Genomic DNA, 20,669 nt, shown 5'->3' with positions numbered 1-20,669 from the left:
TCATGACAAAAGCATCCAAGCTCTTGCGCATCTACACCGATGAATCCGCCTTCTTCGGTGATCAGCGGGTCTTCGAGTTCATTTCCGAACTCGCTCGCCAGCAAAAGCTGGCAGGCGTTACGGTGCTCGAAGCGGTTCTCGGTTTCGGTCGCTCGGCGCATCTCCACCGCAAGCATGCGCTGGAGAATGACCGGGCGGTCGTGATCGAGATCATCGACGAGGAGCAGCGGCTCCGCGACTTTGCGGCGCAGCTGACCGAAATACCGGACATCGGGCTCATCACGCTCGAAGCGGTCGAAATCCTCGGCGGGAAATCCGCCGCGGAGCCCCCCGATGTTCAGAGCTGACCGGCATCTTGCCGGTCTACACCGCGGCGCAGGTCCCCGGCCTGCGTCGCGGACCAGCTCGTGCGAGCGAGGAGGTCTCCGATGTTCTCGGTAGGCACCTCGCTCCGCTTGCCGGTCCCGATCGGGCGGGTCTGGCGACTGCTCGTCGATATCGAGCGGTACGACGACTGGCATCCGACGCTCCGTTTCACCGATCGTCCGGGAGATGATGAGCGCGTAGGCTATGTCTATTCTCCGCGCGGGAAGCGGGGTCCGGAATTTGCATCCGAGGGGCGGATAACCGGCCTCGACTGGCTGACGGGCTTCTCCTGGCGGACAGGCACGCGCGGGCTGCTCGTCATCGAGGAGAGCTACCGGCTCGAAAAGCTCGGCCAAGGGGTGGAGGTTACCCATCGCCTGGAATGCGCGGGTCTCTTCTCATGGCTCGGCTATCCCATTCTGCGGCGGGTTTGCAGCGTTTTTCTCAAGCGCTCGAACATGGCGCTCGAACAGCAACTCCGTCGCACGACAGTTCAGTCCCGCTACGCGCGGCCAAGCGGGCGCCGCGCATGATCTTGAATTCGAAACCTGGCCGTCGGAGGCCCCTCTCAATCGCCCCCCTCACCACGGGCAGGGATTTCCGGCTGTCAGGGAGGTGCGGGAGCCGGGTCGCATCCCGCAATGGCTCCCGCACCTCATCCTGCCGCGCGTTTAACATGCGCCCGGATCGCATTGCCGACCGCCAACAGAGAAGGATGGCATCATGAGTGACCAGTTGCGGCTCGATATTCCGCTTCTCCTCCCCGAAGTCGCCGATACCGCCGACCGCTGCGTCGCGCGCCTGACGAGCGAACTCGAAGGACGCGAAGGCGTCGACAAGGTCCATGTTGTCCGCTCAAGCGACGGTTCGCCGCCACAGCTCTGCATCCATTACCGTCCGGATATTCTCCCGCTCGAACGCGTGCGGCAGCTCGCGCGCAGCGCCGGTGCCGAGCTCACCGGCCAGTATCAGCATCTCTTCTGGGATGACCTCGAAGGCGTCGGCCACGCCCGTCGCGCGCGGACGATCGGACTGAAGCTTCGCGAAATGCCGGGCGTGATCGAGGCCGAAGTCGGCGCCGCCGGTACGCTGCGCGCCGAGTTCCAGCGCTCGGAGACCTCCATCGAAATGATCAGAAAGACACTCTCGGATATGGGCGTCACTCAGAAATCGACTGCCGTCGCCGCGGCTGCCCCGGCACAAGCCGCCCACCAACATGGCGATGATGGCCATGACCATGGTCCGGATCACGCGCATGGGCCAGATCACAAACATGGCCATACGGGCGAGGATAGCCACGACCATGGCCATGATCATGGCGGCATCTTCGGCGAGCGGACCGAGCTGATCTTCGCGCTGCTGTGCGGTCTCGTCCTCGGCATCGGCTTTGCGATCGAGAAGCTCGCCGCGGCGCCGGAGTGGGTGCCGCTCGCATTCTATATTGCCGCTTATGGCTTCGGTGGCTGGTTCACTGTCCGCGAGGCCATCGAGAATCTGAAGCTCAAGCGCTTCGAGATCGACACGCTGATGCTCGTCGCCGCGGCCGGCGCTGCCGCGCTTGGTGCGTGGGCCGAAGGCGCGCTGCTCCTCTTCCTCTTCAGCCTCGGCCATGCGCTCGAACATTATGCCATGGGCCGCGCCAAGCGCGCAATCGAGGCGCTTGCGGAGCTGGCGCCGCAGACCGCGACGGTGAAGGATGCCGACGGGACGGCTCGCGAAGTCCCGGTCGAGCAGCTGGCGATTGGCGACACCGTCATCGTCAAGCCCAACGAGCGTCTTGCCGCCGACGGCTTCGTCGTCGTTGGCCGCACGGCGATAGATCAGGCTCCGGTGACCGGCGAGAGCGTCCCCGTCGACAAGGAACCGGTGGCCGATCGTGCGCAGGCCGCGGCAAAGCCCGATGCACTCGACGCAAAATATCGCGTCTTCGCGGGCACCATCAACGGCTATGGCGCGATCGAGATCGCGGTAACCCGTCTTGCGGCCGATACCACGCTCGCTAAGGTCGTGAAGATGGTGAGCGAGGCGGAAACGCAGAAATCGCCGACCCAGCGCTTCACCGACAAGTTCGAGCGCATCTTCGTGCCGAGCGTGCTCGCGCTTGTGTTCGTCCTGCTCTTCGCCTGGGTCGTTGTCGACGAGCCGTTCCGCGACAGCTTCTATCGCGCCATGGCGGTCCTTGTCGCGGCAAGCCCGTGCGCGCTCGCGATCGCGACGCCGAGTGCCGTCCTGTCGGGCGTTGCGCGTGCGGCGCGCGGCGGCGTGCTGGTCAAAGGCGGTGGCCCGCTCGAAAATCTCGGCTCGCTGACCGCGCTGGCGTTCGACAAGACGGGAACGCTCACCGAAGGAAAGCCGCGCATCACCGACGTCCTGCCGGCCAGCGGCGTGCCGAAGGAGGAACTGCTGCGGATCGCGGTGGCGGTCGAGCGGCTGAGCGATCATCCGCTTGCCGCTGCCATCGCGCGCGATGGCGAGGCCATGCTGACGTCGACGCGCGTACCGGTGGCGGACGACCTTAACAGCCTGACGGGTCGCGGCGTCACGGCAAAGGTCGAGGGCGAAACCGTCCTGATCGGCAAGGCCGAAATGTTCGGTGCCGACGGCATCGCGCCGATCGGCGGCGAAGTGGCGGCTGCGATCGCCGGCCTCCGCGAGCAGGGCCGCACGACGATGGTCGTTCGTATGGGCGACCGCGATCTTGGCGCGATCGGTCTGATGGACACGCCGCGCGAAGCGGCGCGCACCGCGATCGCCAAACTGCGCGAGCTCGGCATCGGCCGGATGATCATGATTTCGGGCGATCACCAGAAGGTCGCGGAATCGATTGCCGCCGAGGTCGGGATCGACGAGGCCTGGGGCGACCTGATGCCCGATCAGAAGGTCGACGCCATTCGCGACCTCAAGGCGCAGCAGCCGGTCGCCATGGTCGGTGACGGCGTCAATGACGCACCGGCGATGGCGAGCGCCACCGTCGGGATCGCGATGGGCGCCGCGGGGTCCGATGTTGCCCTCGAAACCGCCGACGTCGCGCTGATGGCCGATGACCTCGCTCATCTGCCGTTCGCGATCGGACTTAGCCGCCAGACGCGCCGCATCATCCGCCAGAATCTGGTGGTCAGCCTCGGCGTCGTCGTGGTCCTCGTGCCGGCGACGATCTTCGGACTCGGAATCGGTGCGGCGGTCGCGGCGCACGAAGGCTCGACCCTCGTCGTCGTCGCCAACGCGCTTCGCCTGCTCGCCTATCGCGATCGCAGCATGGGCTGAGGGCGCACAGTCGCGGTGGGATCGAACCGGAAGGGGGAGAGAGGATGAACTTCAAGAATATCTCGGCCTGGTCCATCCGGAACCCGATCCCGCCGCTCGTCATGTTCTTCGGTCTGACGGTGGCGGGCATCGTCTCCTTCCTCATGATGGGGGTCCAGAGCGATCCCGACATCGATTTTCCGGGCGCCATCGTCATCATCGCCCAGCCGGGCGCCGCGCCCACCGAACTCGAAACGCAGGTCACGCAGCGTGTCGAGGCGGCGGTGCGGACGATCGAGGGGATCGACGAGCTCAATTCGACGGTTACCGAAGGCCAGTCGCAGACCTTCGTCCAGTTCGCGATCGGCACGCCGATCGACCGGGCGGTGACTGACATTCGCGACAAGATCACCCAGATCCGCAGCAACCTGCCGAACGGCATCCTCGAACCGCAGGTTATCCGCCTCTCTACCTCGGGCAACACGCTTGCCTATTGGTCGGCTTCGGCCACCGATATGACGCTCGAGGAATTGAGCTGGTATGTCGACAATGTCGTCGCGAAGCGGCTGATCGCGGTCCCCGGCATGGGCGACGCCTATCGCCGGGGCGGCGTCAGCCGCGAAATCCGCGTCATCCTCAACCCCGAACGCATGCGCGCCTACGGCCTTACCGCCGCCGCGGTGAACACCCAGCTCGTCCAGCTCAATGTCAATGCGGCCGGCGGCCGGATGGAGGTCGCGGGCTCCGAGCAGGCGGTGCGTATCCTCGGGAACGCGAGCAGCGCCAACGCGCTCGGCGAGACGCTAATCTCGGTCGGGACGAACCGGACCGTGCGCCTCGCCGATATCGCCGAGGTCAAGGATCTCTACGCCGAGCAGCGCTCGGTCTCGAAGCAGGACGGGCGGCAGGTGCTGACCTTCGGCTTCGAGCGCGCCAAGGGCGCCTCGGATGTGACCGTCTATGACGCTGCGGTCGAGGAGCTGCGAAAACTCGAGAAGGAAAACCCCAAGGTCAAATTCACCGAGCTGTTCAGCGATATCGAATATACCAAAGGCCAATATCATTCGGCGATCAATGCGATGGTCGAGGGCGCGATCCTCGCGGTCGTCGTCGTCTTCCTTTTCTTGCGCGACTGGCGGGCGACGTTGATCTCGGCGCTCGCCATCCCGCTGTCGGCGGTCCCGACCTTCCTGTTCATGGACCTCATGGGCTTCTCGCTCAACATGATGACCTTGCTCGCGCTCAGCCTCGTTGCCGGCGTGCTGGTCGACGATGCGATCGTCGAGATCGAGAATATCGTGCGCCACATGCGGATGGGCAAATCGGCCTATCAGGCCTCGATCGATGCGGCCGACGAGATCGGCCTCGCGGTGCTCGCGACAACCATGACGATCGTCGCGGTGTTCCTGCCGGTCGGGCTGATGCCGGGCGTCGCCGGGCAATATTTCAAGAATTTCGGACTGACGGTCGTGGCCGCGGTGCTGATGAGCCTCGCGGTCGCGCGCATGATCACACCCATGCTCGCCGCCTATTTTCTCTCTGCGCAGGGTCCGCAAAAGCATGGCGAGGGCCCGCTGATCGACACCTATATGCGCATCTTGCGCTGGAGCCTCGACACCAGCGGGGCCGCTGCCGCGCGTGCGCGCGGCGGGCGCTGGAAATGGCTCGGTTACATCAAGGACCATCGCGTCTGGGTGGTCGGCATCGGTGTGCTGGCGCTCTTTGCGACCATTTTCAGCTTCTCGCTGCTCCCGATGACCTTCCAGCCGTCGATCGATTCCGACACGAGCCGCGTGGCCATCCAGCTCGCCCCGGGCGCAACGCTCGAACAGACCGAGGCAGTGGCCGACGAGGTGACCGATCTCATGAAGCGCGACCCGCTCGTCGAATCCGCCCTGTCGCGGATCGATGTCGGCACGGCGACGGTCTATCTGAAATTGCGCAAGGACCGCGAGCTGACCTCGACCGAGTTCGAAAAGGACCGCGCGCCGCGGCTAGCGCAGGTTCCCGATGCCCGAATCAACTTCCAGTCGCAGCATGGCGGCGGCGGCGGCAGCAGCCGCGACATCTCGATCACGCTCGGCAGCGACGACCCGAAGAAGCTCGAAGATGTCGGCAACCGGCTGCTTGCCGAGATGGCCCGCGTGAAGGAAATCCGGTCGCCGCGTGTCGAGGGCAATCTTCAGCGCCCCGAGATCGTCATTCGCCCGCGCTTCGCGCTCGCGGCGCAGCTCGGCGTGACGACGCAGGCGCTCAGCCAGTCGATCCGCGTCGCGACATTGGGCGAGATCGACCAGAATAGCGCGAAATTCTCGCTGTCCGACCGGCAAATCCCCGTTCGCGTCGCGCTTGCGGAAACCGCGCGCGAGCGGCTCGATACGCTGCGCAATATGCCTGTTCCGACCCGGAACGGGGGAACGGTGCCGCTCTCGGTTGTGGCCGAGATCGGCTTCGGCGCCGGCCCGACCCAGATCAATCGGACCAACCAGGTGCGCCAGCTCACCATCGGGGCCGACCTGGCTCCGGGTCTCGTGACCGGTCAGGCGATGGACAAGGTCGAGGCGCTGCCGGCGCTCAAGGCGCTGCCCGCCGGGGTCACGCGGCTGGTACTCGGGAGCGCCAAGTGGCAGGCCGAGATGCTGCGCAACTTCGCGATCGCGGTCGTATCGGGGATTTTTCTCGTGCTCGCTGTGCTGATCCTACTCTATCGCAAGATCATCCCGCCCTTCGTCAACATGGGCTCGCTTCTGCTCGCCCCGCTCGGCGGGGCGGTCGCGTTGCTGCTGACGGGCTATCCGCTCTCGCTTCCCGTGTTCATCGGCGTGCTGATGCTGCTCGGTATCGTCGGCAAGAACAGCATCCTTCTCGTCGACTTCGCGATCGAGGAAATGGCGTCGGGGGTGCCGCGCGACGAGGCGATTGTCGACGCCGGACACAAGCGCGCGCAGCCGATCCTGATGACCACGGTCGCGATGGTCGCGGGCATGATCCCGACCGCGCTGTCGCTCACCGGCGACGGCGCATGGCGCGCGCCGATGGCGGTCACGGTGATCGGCGGGCTCATCCTGTCGACGATGCTGACACTGCTGATCGTGCCGGCGTCCTTCAGCCTCGCGGCGGGCTTCGAACGCCGGATGGTCCCGCGCTTGCGCCGCTGGTTCACGACGGGCGGCGCGCACGCCGACCCATCGCCTGCGGGCGTCACCGACATCGGCGCGGGGCAAAGCCCGGCGGCCGATCGATAGAGGAGTTAAGCTGATGGAGTTCGAGCGGGAGCATGACCTCCCCTATAGTCCGGAGCAGATATGGGCGGTCCTCGGCGATTTCGAGAACCACCGGATCTGGAATCCCTATGTCCGGATCGAGCAGCTTGCCGAGGACCCGATCGCGATCCGCTATTCGATGCGCATGGATCCGCACAAGCCCAAGTTTCTCGAAGTCTCCGCGGCGGTGCTCTCCGCGCGCCCGGGCGAGGAGCTGATACTCGACGTCAAGCCGAGCTTCATCCTCCAGTTCGAGGAGAGTTATATCCTGACGCCGACGGCGAGCGGGACGAAGTTCGTTCACCGCTATCGTTGCCGCGGGCCCTTTGCCTGGCTCCGGCTTCCCGGCATCAAGACCAGCTTCCAGCGAATGATCGCGTCGATCGACGGCATCCTGCTCAGCTACCTCAAGTCCAAATACAGCAAGCCGCCACCGCCGCCGCGACGGCCCAAGTCCAAGTTCAAAGGTGGCCGGCGATGACGAGCTTTCCGCTGCTCGCGCCGCACAAATGGCGTCCGCTCGGCGCGGCCTGGGCAATCGCCCTCCTGTCGAGCCTGGCCGTCCTCTTCGTCGGCGAGGTCATGGGCCAGGCGCCGTGCGACCTCTGCTGGTTCCAGCGTAGCTTCATGTTCCCGCTTGCGATCATTCTCGGCATCGCGGCGTTCAGGTCGGACCGCGCCATCGTTCCTTATGGGCTGGCGCTGGCTGCGGGCGGTGGTCTCGTCGCTTTCTATCATAGCCTGCTCTACGTCGGCGTCATTCCGGCCCCGATCGTCCCCTGCACCGGCGGTCCATCATGCTCGGGAGAGAGCATGGCAATCGGAGGCGTGCCGCTGCCCCTCCCGTCGCTGACCGCGTTCGCGCTCATCCTCACCCTCTTGCTCAACTTCCAAAGGAGACTGAAATCATGAACAAACGCATCGGAGTGGTGGCCACGCTTGTCGTTTCCGCACTCGCTTTCACCGGCGGCGCGATGCTCTACAGCGGAACCGCCGAGGGCGAACCCACGAAGAAGGTCGTGGCGGGGCCCGTCGACAGCCTCATTCGCCCGCATTCGCCGATCATCGGACCGAAAAATGCCCCGGTCACCATCGTCGAATTTTTCGACCCGTCGTGCGAGGCCTGCCGCGCCTTCTATCCCACGGTGAAGGGCATCGTTGCCAAATATCCCAAGGATGTGCGTCTCGTTATGCGCTACCTGCCGCTGCACCCCGGCTCGGCCGAGGCGATCGTGATCCTCGAAGCCGCCCGCGTCCAGGGCAAGCTCGAGCCGGTGACGGCCGCCCTGCTCGAAGCGCAGCCCGAATGGCACGACGGCAAGATGGACGGTGCCTGGGCGGCCGCCGAGAAGGCCGGCCTCAATGTCGCGAAGGCGCGCGCGATGCCGACAACCGATGCGATGGCCTGGATGGAGCAGGACATCGCCGACGCGCGTGCGGTCGGCGTCCGGGGCACGCCGACCTTCTTCGTCAATGGCGAGATGCTCGTCCAGCCGAGCCCCGAACAGGTCGAGGCCCGAGTCCAGGCCGCGGTAGCGGCAAAGGGCAAATGAGGGCCCGCACCCGTCCCGCTTCGTCCACGCGGGACGGGTGCCCACCATGCGGCGCGATACTGTCTCTCCCGCCATCGGCCTGTCGCATGGAGACGCCGGGTCACCGTCCGATCGGCAGCATCGGAGCCAATATTCACAGCGCATTCAAACATGAAGGGGGATTTTGAACGCCACGAAAAGGAGAGACTGACATGCGAAAACTGATGACGATCGCGGCCGCGATGCTCGCCTTCGCGCTCCCCGGAACAGCGCTTGCCCAGCACCATGGCGATCGCGGGGGATATAGCCGCGGACATGACGCGCCACGTGGTCATGACCGCGACTATCGTTCCTCACGCCACGGCGTGCCCAATTATGGCTATGATCGTGGCTATCGTGGCTACGATCCCTACTACCGCGGCCATGATCGCCGCTATGAACGGCGGGACCGCTACGAGCGGCGCTATCAGAAGCGCCGGATGCACCACCATCACCGCGGGCGTCACTGGCGCGGCTAGCCGCGACCGCGCGGGCCGGGCGAGAAACTACCGCTTCGCCCCATAGATTGAAATCGAGCCGGTCGGCGTCGGGATGACTCTCATCTCTTCGACCGCCTCGAAACCCGCGGCTTTAAGGATCACCGGGACGCAGCCCTTAGCGTTGGGTTCGGTATATTCGAACCCGTCGAGCAGCTGGATCTGTCGAAAAAGCATGCGCATCAGCAGCGAGCGCTGCTCGCCATAGTCGGCTATGAAAAGGGTCCCGCCCGGCCTCAGGAGCCTGAACATCTGCGCGGCAATCGCTTCCTTAACGGCCATCGGGCACTGGTGAAGGACCAGGCTCGATACGATCTTGTCGCATTGCCGGAGTGCGTCGATGCCGTCCAGCTCGTCGCCCATAGCCTCGAACCATCGAATCTCGGCATCGGCAACCTCAGCCTTGGCGCGCGCGATTTCCAGCACGGCGGGGTCGGGATCGACCGCCAGAACGATGCTCTCCGGCGCCGCCTGCTTGAGGGCGATCGCAAAGGTTCCCGTGCCGCACCCGATATCGACGATCCGCTCGCCCGGCCGCGGTTCGGCGAAGCGCAGCAAGTCGCTTCGCCATCTTTTCTCTCTGGTCATGAGGGCTATGGCGGCATCGTAGCGGTCGAGCGATCCGCTCTTGCCGAGTGCCGGGACGAAGTCTCTGTGTGCGTCTGACATGATGCGCCTCTACCAGGCGCGATCACGCACCGGCTTGAACGGAGAGGCTATGATTCGATGAAAAGGTCGCTTGCCCGGATACCGAACATCGCCTTGATCGTGCGGGCGAAATGCGCGCTGTCGCTGAACCCTGCCATGTGTGCGGCCTCGGTCGCGCTGCGGCGCATTCCCAATTCGTCGAAGGCGATAATCAACCTTCGCCAGAGCACAAAGCGCTGGAAGGGCATGCCGATCTCGGCGGCAAAGAGATGCCGGAAGCGGCCGAGCGAAAGGCGGCTCTCCTCCGCCACAGCCGCGAGACGGACAGAGCCCATGGGGATCAGGCGGTCAATCGAGGCGGCGGCGCGGGTGATGCGCGGATCGAGCGGGGGTCGGGCGCCTCGCGTGAGCCAGTTTTTCCAGAAGGACCGCTGTCCCGGCAGCGCGACATGAATCGGATCGGAGCAGATCAGCCGGTCTTTCAGATCTACCGGCGGACCGAAGACCACTGTCGGCTCGACGAACCATAATTCAGCCGTGGGCGCGGGGAGCAGCCGGTGCACGGTATCGGGTTCGATGAGCAAGCAACGCCCCGACAGGCGCGCGCCATCAGCATCGACCACGGTAAGCGGCTCGGCACAAAACACTGCCTGCGCCGCAAAATGGCGGTGCGCGGCGGCATCGCCAACCGAACCCGACCAGAGAGCATGATAGTCGCCGAGGCTAAGTCGGCCGTTCCAGTTGGACGTTTCGGGCATCGGGTCGCAATAGCAGGCCTAACTCGTGTGCGTAACGGGCGCCGGGTAAGCACTCTGGCTCGGAGGCTCTTTTCGGAAGCCGTCTTACGGCCAAGGAGGAGTGCGCCGACCCCGTGATGATTCCCCTCATCGACCGGGCGCTGTCTCGATGCGGCGATGTTGCCGACTGTTGTAACGATAGCCGATCCAGAGGATTGCAAGCGCGAGAAGCTGGAGCAACAACGGTTCGAGCGAAGGAAATATCCCCATCGCCGGGAAGCGGGGAAAATGAGCTAGCGGGGTGATGCCGAGGAGGCCGGCTTCCTGTAGCGCGCCCGCGCCCTTGCCGGCCAGGACAACCGCGAGGATAGCGATGAGCGAAGAGCTGTAAGCGAAAAATCTTCCGATCGGCAGGACCCGGCTGTAACGAAGCATGACCCATGCGATTGCTGCCAGGATCACCACTGCGGTTCCGGCTCCGGCGGCGATCGCGCTGCGGCTTCCTTGCGCGGCGAGAGCTGCGAAAAACAGGATGGTCTCAAAGACTTCCCGATAGACCACGAGGAAAGCGAGCCCGAACAGGAACCAGGCCGAGCGACGTGAAAGCGCTTTGCCCATCGCTTCGCGAATATAGCGCTGCCAGCTCTCCGCATGTGACTTTCCGTGCATCCAGATGCCGACCCAGACGAGAACGACTGCGGCGAAAAGCGAGCCAAATCCCTCTGTCAACTCGCGGTTCGCTCCGCTGATCGAGATTGCATAGGTCGCGACTGCCCAGGTTGCGCCGCCGGCTGCCAGGGCTGCGATCCAGCCGCCATGGACATAGGGTAGGACCTCAGGCCGTTCGGCCTTTCGTAAGAAAGCGATCATCGCCACGATGATCAGAAGCGCTTCGAGACCCTCGCGCAGCAAGATGGTAAGCGCCCCGACAAAGGTCGATGCGTCGCTGGCTGCATCGGGAGACAGTGCAGCTTCGGCATCGGCGAAAAGGGTTTCGACTGCGGCGGCTTTACCCGCGACCGCATCGACCGGCACACCTCGCGCGATGGACACGCGATAATCGGACATCGCGGATTCGATTTGCGCCATAAGGGCGGAATCGCGCGTCGTCAGGATCGGCTCAATCGGTTCGAAACCGTCGAGATAGGCGGACAGCGCGAGACGCTCTGCCTCGCTCCGATTTCCCTTGCGGTACGCGGCAAGGCTTTGCGCCAATTTGTCACGGGCAACCGCAAGCGTCGCGGGCGAAGCGGTTGTCAATGCTTGGGGATCTGAGCGCAAATAGGCGGTAAGCGCGTCGGCCTGCTCCGATCCCAGCCCACGACCAAGCACTTCCGGGCTGAGACTCGTGAAGGCTTGCAGGTCGGGGACCAGTTCGCGCGCCGCAGGGGTCTGGTTCCAGACACGCCGGCCGGCTGCGACGTCGCGAAAGGCAAATCCACCGGCATAGGCTGCTACCGCCCAGCGGTCGTCGGAGGGCAAATGGGCAAAACTGGGCATGGACGTGCCTTCGAGCCCCTGTCCTATCACCTGATAGAGCGCGAACAGACTGCGCTTGCGAGCGCGTCCGGCGTCGGTGAAATCGATAGGTGCCGGGTCGAGCCCCTTGGCCTGAGGTCCATTGCCATCGCCGCGCGCGCCGTGACAGCTGGCGCAATTTTCCAGATAGACTTGGGCTCCGCGCCGGGGATCTGGAGCGTTGCGCGGCGCGAGGGGCACAGGGTAGGCGGCGAGGAGGTCCGCCGCGAGTCCGCGCGCCTGGCCAGCCACCTTGCCGGGGTCCGCCTTCGATGCGATCGCCGTCTGGAGTTGTCCCGCTTCACTGACAAGGCGAGCCCGCGCCGGGGATACCGGAAGCGCTTCGATCCCCTTGCGAACGGTGGCGGAAAACTCGGTCATCTCGGCATATTCGACCGTGCTCGTCACCGCGCCATTCGAGACCGCTCCACCATAGTCGACCGCAACATAGTCCAGCAGGCGCCAGATGGTCTGGACTTCGCCGGCATCAGTGCGGGCCTGTGCCGTCGGCACGACGAGGCCGCAGATTGCAGCGAGCGCGATCAGCAGAGAGAGAAAGCGGCGGGCGGGGGGCATTGGCCCTATTGTCCGGGCACAGTCGACAGTTCGCGCAATTCGGTCCGCGCGCTGCGTAGAATCTCATAGGCCGAATGCAGGAAAAGCGTGGCAATGATGGCGGCGACTGCAAGGTCGGGCCAGGCTTGCCCGGTCCATGCGACGAGGCCGGCGGCGATGATCACCGCCACATTGGCGATCGCGTCGTTGCGGCTGAACAGCCACACCGCCCGGACATTGGCGTCGCCTTCGCGGAACCGCGAGAGGACCGCGGCCGAGGTGAGGTTGACGAGGAGGGCGGCGGCGCCGATGCCGCCCATCAGCTCGGCTTCGGGCGGAACCGCGGTCAGGGCACGCCACAGCGCGACGCCGATGACCCCTATGCCAAGCGACAGCAGGAACAGGCCTTGGGCTAAGGCGATACGCGTGCGGGCGAGCGCAGTCCAGCCTATCGCGACGAGGCCGGCCAACGTGATCGTGCCGTCGCCGATAAAGTCGAGCGAGTCGGCTTTCAGCGCCTGGCTGTTGGCGATGAACCCGCCGACGATCTCGATCGCGCCGAAGCCGAGATTGAGAATTACGACGATCCACAAGGCCCTTCGATAGGCGGGATCGCGTTCGGCCCTGACGGTGTCGCCCGTGCAGCCGCAATTGCTGTCGTTGCTCATTCCCCTGTTCTACATTCTACAGTAACTGTAGAAGCAAGCTGAAATCGAAACGAGACTGAGAGGAAGGGAGATGGCGCGCGACACGCGGCTGCCGATCGGCGGCCTGGCGAAACGCACCGGCACCAAGGTAAACACGATCCGCTTCTATGAGGATATCGGATTGCTGCCTTGCGCAGCGCGCACAGCCTCTGGCCGGCGCACCTACGGGGATGAGGATGTCGGGCGCCTCGCATTCATCCGCAATGCCCGCGGCCTCGGCTTTTCGATCGATGAAATCCGGTCGTTGACGGCGCTGGCCTTGGGGCCGGGGCAGGACTGCGCCGAAATCCGCGCAGTTGCGGCGCGTCACCTGCTCGATGTCGATGAAAAGCTGGAACGGATGGCGCGGCTCCGTGCTGAACTTGCCCGTATCGTCCAGCTCTGCGATGGCGGGCCGGTGTCGGATTGCCGGGTCATCGAGGCCATCGCCGCCGGAAATGCCTAGCCGCCGCGCTATCGGGACTGTCGGCGGCTTGCGGCTCAGCCGCAGCAACTGCCCTTGCCGCCGTCAACCTGTATTGGCGGGCAGGGTACCGTGCCATAGGAACAGAAGACACAGCAGTCTCCTGGCAGCGGCTTGAGCAGCGCGCCGCATCCCTTGCAGTCGTAGAAATACTGACACGCATCGGTGGGCATGATTTCGTCGGCGATTTGACCGCAGAGCGGACACGTCAGCGTCGATTGCAGGACCGGCGAGGGATCAAGCATAGCGATAGCCGAGCCAGAGGAGGACGGCGGCGAGGAGCAGTCCGATCAGGGTCACAAAGCGCAGCGACGCGGGCACGCACAGGCCATCGGCGCCGCAGCGCGCCGCGCGCATCTGCTGGCGCGCCAGCAGGACGCCACCGGCGACGAGCGAAATTGCGCCGAATGCGACGAACCAGAGCCGGTAGGGCGCGGCCGGGACCGCTATGCCGACGAGCCAGGCGGACCCGAGCCCCGCCGAGGCCAGCAGCATGGGGAGGGCGCAGCAGGTGGCTGCGAGAAAGCCCGATGCGATCCCGCCAAGCGCCAGCGAAATGGCCCCAAATCCTTTTGGACGCCTTGCATCTCCAGCCAAATTCAAACTCCTTGTTTCGCGGTAGCGGCAAGTCTACCATCTGTAGTGACTACAGATGCAAGCGGAATCGCAATGGCCCCCTCAAGCACCATCCCCATCGGCGAGCTTTCTCGGCTTACCGGCTGCAATATCGAGACGATCCGCTATTATGAGCGCATCGGCATTCTGCCCGCGCCGGTCCGGTACGGGCGATTTCGCCGTTATGATTCAGCTGGTGTGCGGCGCCTTGCATTTGTGCGCCGCGCGCGCGAACTGGGGTTTCCCCTCGATACGGTCCGGACTTTGCTCCTTCTTGCCGAAGGCGGCGGCCATAGCTGCGATCAGGCGCGCCATATGGCCGAGAGCCAGCTTGCCGACGTCCTCGCCAAGCGCGCCGACCTCGACCGGATGGCCGCTGTCTTGGGCGATCTTGTCGAGGCGTGCGGCGCCGGCGATGCCGGGGGCTGCCCGCTTCTGGAGGCGCTGTCCGACTAGGTTCGAGTACAGCCGTCTTCCGCCAGCGCCCCAAAGCAGCCATTGCGCGCGGCAACTAGGGCCACCGCGCGCAATGGCGGCGCGTTACGGCGCCTTGTCGAGCTTGGTGATCGTCCCGGCCTTGCCGTCCCAATTGAGCTCGAACGCGACCTTGTCGCCGACCTTGATGTCCTTCAGCAGCTCGGGTTTCGCCGCAAAACCCATCGTCATCGGCGGCCATTCGAGTTCGGCGATCGCGCCATGATCGAGCGTGACCTGGCCTTTTGCCGTATCGATCGCGGTCACGGTCGCCGTGCCCTTGCCATGCTTCGTTTCGGCCGGGGCCGCCATGGTCCCTGTGTCATCGGCCATCGCGGCCTTTTCTTCCGTCTTCGGTGCTTCGCCTTGCTTGCCGCAGGCGACAAGTCCAGCGCCGAGCGCAAGGCTGAGCGTAATCGCAGTGAGTTTATTCATGTCGTTTCTCCTTCGGGTTGGACGGGATGAGCCGCACGCCTTCGCATCAGCAGATAGGCGGCGGGAATGATAAGCATCGACAGCAGCGGCGCGGTGAGCATGCCGCCGATCATCGGCGCGGCGATGCGGCTCATCACTTCGGAGCCGGTGCCGGTCCCGACGAGGATCGGGAACAGGCCCGCGAGGATAACCGCAACGGTCATCGCCTTCGGGCGGACGCGGAGCAGCGCGCCTTCGCGAACCGCGGCCAATATGTGGCCGTCGCTGCGATCGGCGAGCGCATGCTTGAGATAGATGAGCATGACGACCCCGAACTCGGCGGCAACGCCCGCAAGCGCGATGAACCCGACCGCGCTCGCGACCGACTGGTTATAGCCAAGCAGATAGAGGAGCCAGAGCCCGCCGGTGAGCGCAAAGGGCAGGGTCGCCATGATGAGCAGCGCCTCGTCCCAGCGGCGGAAGGTCAGGTAGAGCAGCAGGAAGATGATCGCGAGCGTGACCGGCACGACGACCTTCATCCGCTCGGTCGCACGAACGAGGAACTCGAACTGCCCGGTGTAGGAAACGCTGACGCCGGGCGGCAGATCGACATCGCGCGCGATCGCCCGCTGGATGTCCTGCACGAGGCCCTGCAAATCGCGGCCGCGGCTGTCGACGTAGATCCAGGTCACCGGGCGGCCATTCTCGCTGCGCAGCATCGGCGGCCCGTCGCTGACCTTGACTCTGGCCACCGTGCCGAGCGTGATCTGCTGGCGCGACGGCGTCAGGACCGGAAGGCTCGCGAGCTCGCCGATACTGTCGCGCAGCTCGCGCGGGTAGCGGACGCTGATCGGATAGCGGGCGAGCCCCTCGACCGTCTGGCCGATCGTCTCGCCGCCGATCGCGCCCGAGACGATCGCTTGCACGTCGGCGACATTGAGGCCGTAGCGTGCTGCGGCGGCGCGATCGATGTCGACATCGATATAGCGCCCACCAGTCAGCCGCTCGGCCAGCGCCGACGCTACGCCGGGTACGGTCTTGACGACCGCTTCGATGCGCTTGGCGGTGCGATCGATCCCGGCAAGATCCGAGCCCGCGACCTTGATGCCGACCGGGCTCTTGATCCCGGTCGCAAGCATGTCGATGCGATTGCGGATCGGGGGAATCCAGAAATTGGCGAGCCCCGGAACCCGGACCCGCGCGTCGAGCTCCTCGATCAATTTCTCCTCGGTCATGCCGGGGCGCCAACGGTCCTTCGGCTTGAAGCGGATCGTCGTCTCGAACATCTCGAGCGGCGCGGGGTCGGTCGCGCTGTCGGCCCGCCCCGCCTTGCCGAACACGCTCTCGACCTCGGGCACGGTCTTGATCAGTCGGTCCGTCTGCTGGAGCAGGCTCGATGCCCTTGCGGCCGAGATGCCGGGTAGCGCCGAGGGCATGTAAAGGAGGTCGCCTTCGTGCATCTGCGGCATGAACTCGCCGCCGATCTGGGTCATCGGCCACAGGCTGGTGGCGAAGACGAGGCCGGCGATCACGAGCGCTTTTTTCGGCCGTTCGAGCACCCAGTCGAGTGCCGGGCGATAGATGCGGGTCAGCCAGCGGTTGACCGGATTACTCTGTTCGGCGGGTATCTTACCGCGGATCAGCCAGCCCATCAGCACCGGGATGAGCGTGATCGAGAGGATCGCGGCGGCCGCCATCGCATAGGTTTTGGTGAAGGCGAGCGGCGAGAAGAGCCGTCCCTCCTGGCCTTCGAGCGTGAAGATGGGGAGGAAGGAGAAGGTGATGATGAGGAGGCTGAGGAAGAGGGCGGGCCCAACCTCGGCGGCGGCGTCGGTGATGACGCGCCAGCGTTCGGCGCCTTTCAGTTCCTCGCCCGGATGATCGCGCTCCCAATGTTCGAGATGCTTATGGGCATTTTCGATCATCACCACCGCAGCGTCGACCATCGCACCGACCGCGATGGCGATGCCGCCGAGCGACAATATATTGGCGTTGAGTCCCTGCAGCCGCATCACGATGAAGGCGATGAGGATGCCGAGCGGCAGCGTCAGGATCGCGACCAGTGCCGAGCGCGCGTGCCAGAGGAAGAGCGCGCAGACGAGCCCGACGATGATGAACTCTTCGACGAGCTTCGAGGTAAGATTGTCGACCGCGCGGTCGATCAACCCCGAGCGGTCATAAGTGGTGATGATCTCGACCCCGGGCGGCAGGCTGCGCTTGAGCTCGGCGAGCTTGGTGCGCACGCCGTCGATGACTTCGCGGGCATTCTTGCCCTCGCGCATGACGATCACGCCGCCCGCGACTTCGCCCTCGCCGTTGAGTTCGGCGATGCCCCGCCTTGTGTCGGGACCGATCTGCACCGTCGCGACATCGCCGACCGTTACCGGGAGTCCGCCCGCGGCGGTGCGGATCGGGACGGCGCGGAAGTCGTCGAGCGACTCCAGATAGCCGCTCGCGCGGACGATATATTCAGCCTCAGCGAGTTCTAGGGAGCCGCCGCCGCTTTCCTGGTTGGCGCGCTTGAGGGCGTCGGCGACGTCGGTTGCAGTCACCCCGAACGCGGCGAGCTTCTGCGGATCGACGATGATCTGATACTGGCGCACCATGCCGCCGATGCTCGCGACCTCGGCGACGCCGGGAACCGATTTAAGCTCGAAGCGGAGGAACCAGTCCTGAAGACTGCGGAGTTCGGCAAGATCGTGGCGGCCGCTTTTGTCGACGAGCGCATATTCATAGATCCAGCCAACCCCGGTCGCGTCGGGACCGATGCTCGCGCGCGCGCCCTCGGGGAGACGGCTTTGCACCTGGCTCAGATATTCGAGCACGCGGCTGCGCGCCCAATAGGGATCGGTGCCGTCGTCGAACAGGACATAGACGAAGCTGTCGCCGACGAAGCTGTAGCCGCGCACCACGCGCGCGCCCGGCACCGAGAGCATCGTCGTCGTGATCGGATAGGTGACCTGGTCCTCGACGATCCGCGGTGCCTGTCCCGCATAGCTGGTGCGGACGATGACCTGGACGTCCGACAGGTCGGGCAGGGCGTCGACCGGAGTCGTGCGCACCGCGGCGATCCCGAGCAAGGTCAGGATCAGCGCCGAAGCGACGACAAGCCCGCGCGCCGCGACCGAGGCGCGAATAATGCGTGCGATCATTGCGCTGGCTCCAGCGGACGAACCGTGAGACCGGTCAGGCTCGCCTCGGAATCGAGCAGGAACTGGCCCGACGCGACGACCTTCTCGCCGGGGGCGAGCCCTCGCAATATCTCGGTCTTGCCGCCGCCTTCGCGTCCGGCGACCACTTCGGCGGGATGGTAGCGTCCGTCGCCCTTCTCGAGCATCACGATGCTGCGCGTGCCGGTGCGGATCACCGCTTCGCTTGGCACCAGCAGCGTTGGCTTGGCGTCCCCGCCGAGCGCGACGACGGCGAACATGCCGGGGCGTAGGCGACCGCCGCGGTTGGCGAGCTCGATGCGCACTGTCAGCGTCCGGCTGTCCGCCGCTGCGGTCGGCAGGATCGCGACGACCCGCCCGGTAAAAGCCTCGCCGGGAAAGGCGGTGAGGTTCGCGGTGGCAGGTTGGCCGATCTTCACCAGTCCGGCCTGCGCTTCGGGGAGCGCGGCATTGAGCCACACCGTTCCAAGTCCCGAGATTTCGGCAAGTGTCTGCCCCGAGGCGAGAGTCACGCCTGCACGGGCATTGAGCGTCTGGACCACGCCGCCGATCGGCGCGCGCACCGTCAGTCTGCCGCCGGTCCGTCCGCTCCGGTCGACCTCGGCGATCACGCCTTCGGGCATGCCCATCAGCCGCAGCCGCTGTCGCGCGGCCGCCGTGAGTTCAGGTTTGCCGAGCTTCTTGACGCTCAGATATTCGGTCTGGGCGCTGCCCCATTCAGGCAATTGCAATTCGGCGATCGGCGCACCGGCGCCGATGACATCGCCAGGCGCGAGGCGATAGACGCGTTCGACGAAGCCGCCCGAGCGCGCCTGGACGATCGCGACATCGCGCTGGTTGAAATCGATACTGCCGTTGACGTCGAAGGTTGCGGCAAGGCTCCCCATTTCGGCCGCGACCACTCTTATGCCGAGGCTCTGACGCGCCGACGGGTCAATCGACACGCCGGGCGCCGCGCCGCCACCCTCGTCGGCATATTTGGGCTCGAGCTGCATGTCCATGAAGGGCGACTTGCCGGGCTTGTCGAACTTCTGGTTCGGGAACATCGGATCATAATAGTAGAGGATCTTGCGCCCGCCGCTTGCCGTCTCGGTTGGTGCATCGCTCTTGCCGCTCTGTCCCAACCAATAACCGCCGCCGCCCGCGATCAGCACCGTGGCCAGGATTGCGACGCGCCAGCGCGCCGCTGATGTTGCATCGGTCATCGACCTGCCTCCCCATAAATATAATTGATCCGGATCGCGTCGCGCGCGACCTCGGCTTCGCGCGCCAGCGCATCGACTTCGGCCTCGGCAAGCGCGAGAGTCGACAGGAGCGCGGTCCCGAGGTCGAGCTTTCCGGCGGCGTAGCTTGCAAGATCGAGCTCGGCGCGCTTCTTCGCGAGCGGCACGAGCCGCGTACGTGCATTGGCGAGCTGCTCATGATGCATGCGGTGATCGGCGAGATCGGCGTCGAGCGCTGCCGCGATGTCGCGCTTGGCAGCCTCGCGGTCGAGCCGGGCGCGCATCGCCTCGCTGGCGCGCGCGGCGATCTTGGGGTCCTGCCGCTTTTTCGAGAAGAAGGGCAGGTCGACGGTGACCCCGACCGTGACGAGATCACCGTAATTGGGCTCGCGGCGCCCATAGGCCGCGTTGACGCTCCAGTCGGGTCGCTTGTCGGCGCGTGCGAGACCGGTCTCGGCGTCGGCGGCGAGGGCGCGGGCATCGAGTGCTCTGAGCTTTGGCAGGGCGTCGATGCCGGCGCGCAATCCTTGTTCGTCGATCGACTGCGGCGGCAAGTCGCCGAGCGTGTCGGCGGCGGGGTCGCCGGTGAAGCGGGCGAGCTGCGCGCGGGCGCGGGCGATCTCGGCGGCGAGCGCGCTGCGGCGATCGTTGATCGCGGCGCGAAGCTGATCGGGTTCGAGCGCCTGCGCCGGGCGCGCCGCACCGCTGGCAAGCCGCGCCGTCACGGTCGATTGAAGGTCCTCGAGGCCGCTATCGAGCAGGTCGAGTTCCTTCAGCTCCTTCTTGGCATAATAGAGATCGACCCAGGCGAGCGCGGTCGCGAGCCTGATGTCCTGCGCGGTGACCGCTTCGTCGGCGCGGGCGATTCCAATGTCGGCCTGCGCGCGGGTCGCGCGCGCGCGGCGTTTGGCGGGGTTCGGAAAATCCTGGCTGACGCCGATGACCTGCATCGTGAAATCGTCGCGATTGAACCGGCCCGCGTCGGGTCCGGTCACCGGGAAATCCTGGAGGACGATATTGAGTTTCGGGTCGGGCAGCCGGTCGGCGGCGATCGCCGCCGATTGGGCGGCGTCGACGCCCGCTTCGCGGCTTTGCAGTTCGGGTGCCTCCGATGCTGCTCGGCTGAGCGCCGAATCGAGCGTCATCGGCTCGGCGTGAAGAGCCGAGGGCAGCGCAAGCAAGGCTGCCGTAAAATATGGGCGCAT

Annotated in this window: 20 protein-coding genes; 10 read left to right on the top strand and 10 right to left on the bottom strand. The window is 65.4% G+C overall.

Annotation, left to right across the window (positions count from 1 at the left end; all coding sequences use genetic code 11):
* Window positions 1-2 precede the first annotated feature (2 nt).
* The 8 genes from FFS18_RS08080 (at window position 3) to FFS18_RS08045 (ending at window position 8,922) form a co-directional block, all read left to right on the top strand.
* Complete coding sequence (locus FFS18_RS08080; protein ID WP_003046493.1) at window positions 3-347, top strand: DUF190 domain-containing protein; 345 nt, start codon at window positions 3-5, stop codon at window positions 345-347.
* A gap of 81 nt (window positions 348-428) precedes the next feature.
* On the top strand, window positions 429-899 hold the full coding sequence (locus FFS18_RS08075) for an SRPBCC family protein (protein WP_003046490.1): 471 nt from the start codon (window positions 429-431) through the stop codon (window positions 897-899).
* Between the two features lie 190 nt (window positions 900-1,089).
* Complete coding sequence (locus FFS18_RS08070; RefSeq protein ID WP_003046486.1) at window positions 1,090-3,630, top strand: heavy metal translocating P-type ATPase; 2,541 nt, start codon at window positions 1,090-1,092, stop codon at window positions 3,628-3,630.
* Between the two features lie 44 nt (window positions 3,631-3,674).
* Window positions 3,675-6,854: an efflux RND transporter permease subunit gene (locus tag FFS18_RS08065; RefSeq protein ID WP_003046483.1), complete on the top strand. Its 3,180-nt coding sequence runs from the start codon at window positions 3,675-3,677 to the stop codon at window positions 6,852-6,854.
* A 13-nt stretch (window positions 6,855-6,867) separates the two neighbouring features.
* Window positions 6,868-7,353: an SRPBCC family protein gene (locus FFS18_RS08060; RefSeq protein ID WP_003046480.1), complete on the top strand. Its 486-nt coding sequence runs from the start codon at window positions 6,868-6,870 to the stop codon at window positions 7,351-7,353.
* The gene (locus FFS18_RS08055; RefSeq protein WP_003046478.1) at window positions 7,350-7,784 is read left to right on the top strand and encodes a disulfide bond formation protein B; all 435 of its coding nucleotides are present in this window, start codon (window positions 7,350-7,352) and stop codon (window positions 7,782-7,784) included. Before FFS18_RS08060 ends, FFS18_RS08055 begins: the two co-directional genes overlap by 4 nt.
* Window positions 7,781-8,425: a DsbA family protein gene (locus FFS18_RS08050; RefSeq protein ID WP_003046475.1), complete on the top strand. Its 645-nt coding sequence runs from the start codon at window positions 7,781-7,783 to the stop codon at window positions 8,423-8,425. The genes FFS18_RS08055 and FFS18_RS08050 overlap by 4 nt, the downstream gene beginning before the upstream one ends.
* A gap of 191 nt (window positions 8,426-8,616) precedes the next feature.
* A complete protein-coding gene (locus FFS18_RS08045) occupies window positions 8,617-8,922 on the top strand; it encodes a hypothetical protein (RefSeq protein WP_003046472.1) in 306 nt (101 codons plus the stop codon).
* 27 nt (window positions 8,923-8,949) lie between these two features.
* On the opposite strand, the gene FFS18_RS08040 is transcribed toward FFS18_RS08045, so the two are convergent.
* From FFS18_RS08040 to FFS18_RS08025, 4 genes are all read right to left on the bottom strand, one after another.
* Window positions 8,950-9,609, bottom strand: a complete 660-nt coding sequence (locus tag FFS18_RS08040) for a class I SAM-dependent methyltransferase (protein WP_037553277.1) — start codon at window positions 9,607-9,609, stop codon at window positions 8,950-8,952.
* 47 nt (window positions 9,610-9,656) lie between these two features.
* The gene (locus tag FFS18_RS08035; RefSeq protein ID WP_171005260.1) at window positions 9,657-10,211 is read right to left on the bottom strand and encodes a helix-turn-helix transcriptional regulator; all 555 of its coding nucleotides are present in this window, start codon (window positions 10,209-10,211) and stop codon (window positions 9,657-9,659) included.
* Window positions 10,212-10,472: 261 nt separating this feature from the next.
* On the bottom strand, window positions 10,473-12,419 hold the full coding sequence (locus FFS18_RS08030) for a cytochrome c/FTR1 family iron permease (RefSeq protein WP_003046463.1): 1,947 nt from the start codon (window positions 12,417-12,419) through the stop codon (window positions 10,473-10,475).
* Window positions 12,420-12,424: 5 nt separating this feature from the next.
* The gene (locus FFS18_RS08025) at window positions 12,425-13,066 is read right to left on the bottom strand and encodes a cation efflux transmembrane domain-containing protein (RefSeq protein ID WP_037553278.1); all 642 of its coding nucleotides are present in this window, start codon (window positions 13,064-13,066) and stop codon (window positions 12,425-12,427) included.
* Window positions 13,067-13,136: 70 nt separating this feature from the next.
* Between FFS18_RS08025 and FFS18_RS08020 the strand changes: the two genes are divergently transcribed.
* Window positions 13,137-13,550 (top strand): MerR family transcriptional regulator, encoded by a 414-nt coding sequence (locus tag FFS18_RS08020; RefSeq protein ID WP_003046458.1) that lies wholly within the window; start codon window positions 13,137-13,139, stop codon window positions 13,548-13,550.
* A gap of 35 nt (window positions 13,551-13,585) precedes the next feature.
* On the opposite strand, the gene FFS18_RS17830 is transcribed toward FFS18_RS08020, so the two are convergent.
* Together FFS18_RS17830 and FFS18_RS08010 are read right to left on the bottom strand one after the other, a co-directional pair.
* Window positions 13,586-13,813 carry a GDCCVxC domain-containing (seleno)protein gene (locus tag FFS18_RS17830; RefSeq protein ID WP_081611194.1) on the bottom strand — a complete coding sequence of 76 codons (228 nt, stop codon included), beginning with the start codon at window positions 13,811-13,813 and terminating at the stop codon, window positions 13,586-13,588.
* Window positions 13,806-14,063 carry a hypothetical protein gene (locus FFS18_RS08010; RefSeq protein ID WP_003046455.1) on the bottom strand — a complete coding sequence of 86 codons (258 nt, stop codon included), beginning with the start codon at window positions 14,061-14,063 and terminating at the stop codon, window positions 13,806-13,808. Before FFS18_RS08010 ends, FFS18_RS17830 begins: the two co-directional genes overlap by 8 nt.
* A gap of 174 nt (window positions 14,064-14,237) precedes the next feature.
* Between FFS18_RS08010 and FFS18_RS08005 the strand changes: the two genes are divergently transcribed.
* Window positions 14,238-14,639 (top strand): MerR family transcriptional regulator, encoded by a 402-nt coding sequence (locus FFS18_RS08005; protein ID WP_003046453.1) that lies wholly within the window; start codon window positions 14,238-14,240, stop codon window positions 14,637-14,639.
* A gap of 84 nt (window positions 14,640-14,723) precedes the next feature.
* Here the strand turns inward: FFS18_RS08005 and FFS18_RS08000 are convergent, their stop codons facing one another.
* Genes FFS18_RS08000 through FFS18_RS07985 form a run of 4 tightly spaced genes read right to left on the bottom strand, consistent with a single transcriptional unit; the run spans window position 14,724 to window position 20,669 of the window.
* Window positions 14,724-15,092, bottom strand: coding sequence for a copper-binding protein (locus tag FFS18_RS08000; RefSeq protein WP_003046451.1), 369 nt, complete (start codon window positions 15,090-15,092; stop codon window positions 14,724-14,726).
* A complete protein-coding gene (locus FFS18_RS07995; RefSeq protein WP_037553279.1) occupies window positions 15,089-18,223 on the bottom strand; it encodes an efflux RND transporter permease subunit in 3,135 nt (1,044 codons plus the stop codon). The genes FFS18_RS08000 and FFS18_RS07995 overlap by 4 nt, the downstream gene beginning before the upstream one ends.
* The gene (locus FFS18_RS07990; RefSeq protein WP_003046445.1) at window positions 18,220-19,446 is read right to left on the bottom strand and encodes an efflux RND transporter periplasmic adaptor subunit; all 1,227 of its coding nucleotides are present in this window, start codon (window positions 19,444-19,446) and stop codon (window positions 18,220-18,222) included. The genes FFS18_RS07995 and FFS18_RS07990 overlap by 4 nt, the downstream gene beginning before the upstream one ends.
* Window positions 19,443-20,669, bottom strand: a complete 1,227-nt coding sequence (locus tag FFS18_RS07985; protein ID WP_003046442.1) for a TolC family protein — start codon at window positions 20,667-20,669, stop codon at window positions 19,443-19,445. The genes FFS18_RS07990 and FFS18_RS07985 overlap by 4 nt, the downstream gene beginning before the upstream one ends.

Origin of the sequence: Sphingopyxis sp. 2PD, from assembly GCF_005503695.1 — a bacterium.
In the GTDB taxonomy this organism is placed as follows: domain Bacteria; phylum Pseudomonadota; class Alphaproteobacteria; order Sphingomonadales; family Sphingomonadaceae; genus Sphingopyxis.
The sequence above is the reverse complement of the archived record's forward strand: the minus strand, read 5'-3'. Positions and strand labels throughout refer to the sequence as shown.

What these genes read in the sequence shown, in the direction of transcription:
- FFS18_RS08025 (WP_037553278.1), bottom strand. Translation starts at nt 13,066, where the DNA reads ATGAGCAACGACAGCAATTGCGGCTGCACGGGCGACACCGTCAGGGCC.
- FFS18_RS08030 (WP_003046463.1), bottom strand. Translation starts at nt 12,419, where the DNA reads ATGCCCCCCGCCCGCCGCTTTCTCTCTCTGCTGATCGCGCTCGCTGCA.
- FFS18_RS07985 (WP_003046442.1), bottom strand. Translation starts at nt 20,669, where the DNA reads ATGCGCCCATATTTTACGGCAGCCTTGCTTGCGCTGCCCTCGGCTCTT.
- FFS18_RS08010 (WP_003046455.1), bottom strand. Translation starts at nt 14,063, where the DNA reads ATGCTGCTGGCCTCGGCGGGGCTCGGGTCCGCCTGGCTCGTCGGCATA.
- FFS18_RS17830 (WP_081611194.1), bottom strand. Translation starts at nt 13,813, where the DNA reads ATGCTTGATCCCTCGCCGGTCCTGCAATCGACGCTGACGTGTCCGCTC.
- FFS18_RS08070 (WP_003046486.1), top strand. Translation starts at nt 1,090, where the DNA reads ATGAGTGACCAGTTGCGGCTCGATATTCCGCTTCTCCTCCCCGAAGTC.
- FFS18_RS07995 (WP_037553279.1), bottom strand. Translation starts at nt 18,223, where the DNA reads ATGATCGCACGCATTATTCGCGCCTCGGTCGCGGCGCGCGGGCTTGTC.
- FFS18_RS08055 (WP_003046478.1), top strand. Translation starts at nt 7,350, where the DNA reads ATGACGAGCTTTCCGCTGCTCGCGCCGCACAAATGGCGTCCGCTCGGC.
- FFS18_RS08080 (WP_003046493.1), top strand. Translation starts at nt 3, where the DNA reads ATGACAAAAGCATCCAAGCTCTTGCGCATCTACACCGATGAATCCGCC.
- FFS18_RS08045 (WP_003046472.1), top strand. Translation starts at nt 8,617, where the DNA reads ATGCGAAAACTGATGACGATCGCGGCCGCGATGCTCGCCTTCGCGCTC.
- FFS18_RS07990 (WP_003046445.1), bottom strand. Translation starts at nt 19,446, where the DNA reads ATGACCGATGCAACATCAGCGGCGCGCTGGCGCGTCGCAATCCTGGCC.
- FFS18_RS08065 (WP_003046483.1), top strand. Translation starts at nt 3,675, where the DNA reads ATGAACTTCAAGAATATCTCGGCCTGGTCCATCCGGAACCCGATCCCG.
- FFS18_RS08005 (WP_003046453.1), top strand. Translation starts at nt 14,238, where the DNA reads ATGGCCCCCTCAAGCACCATCCCCATCGGCGAGCTTTCTCGGCTTACC.
- FFS18_RS08020 (WP_003046458.1), top strand. Translation starts at nt 13,137, where the DNA reads ATGGCGCGCGACACGCGGCTGCCGATCGGCGGCCTGGCGAAACGCACC.
- FFS18_RS08075 (WP_003046490.1), top strand. Translation starts at nt 429, where the DNA reads ATGTTCTCGGTAGGCACCTCGCTCCGCTTGCCGGTCCCGATCGGGCGG.
- FFS18_RS08060 (WP_003046480.1), top strand. Translation starts at nt 6,868, where the DNA reads ATGGAGTTCGAGCGGGAGCATGACCTCCCCTATAGTCCGGAGCAGATA.
- FFS18_RS08000 (WP_003046451.1), bottom strand. Translation starts at nt 15,092, where the DNA reads ATGAATAAACTCACTGCGATTACGCTCAGCCTTGCGCTCGGCGCTGGA.
- FFS18_RS08040 (WP_037553277.1), bottom strand. Translation starts at nt 9,609, where the DNA reads ATGTCAGACGCACACAGAGACTTCGTCCCGGCACTCGGCAAGAGCGGA.
- FFS18_RS08050 (WP_003046475.1), top strand. Translation starts at nt 7,781, where the DNA reads ATGAACAAACGCATCGGAGTGGTGGCCACGCTTGTCGTTTCCGCACTC.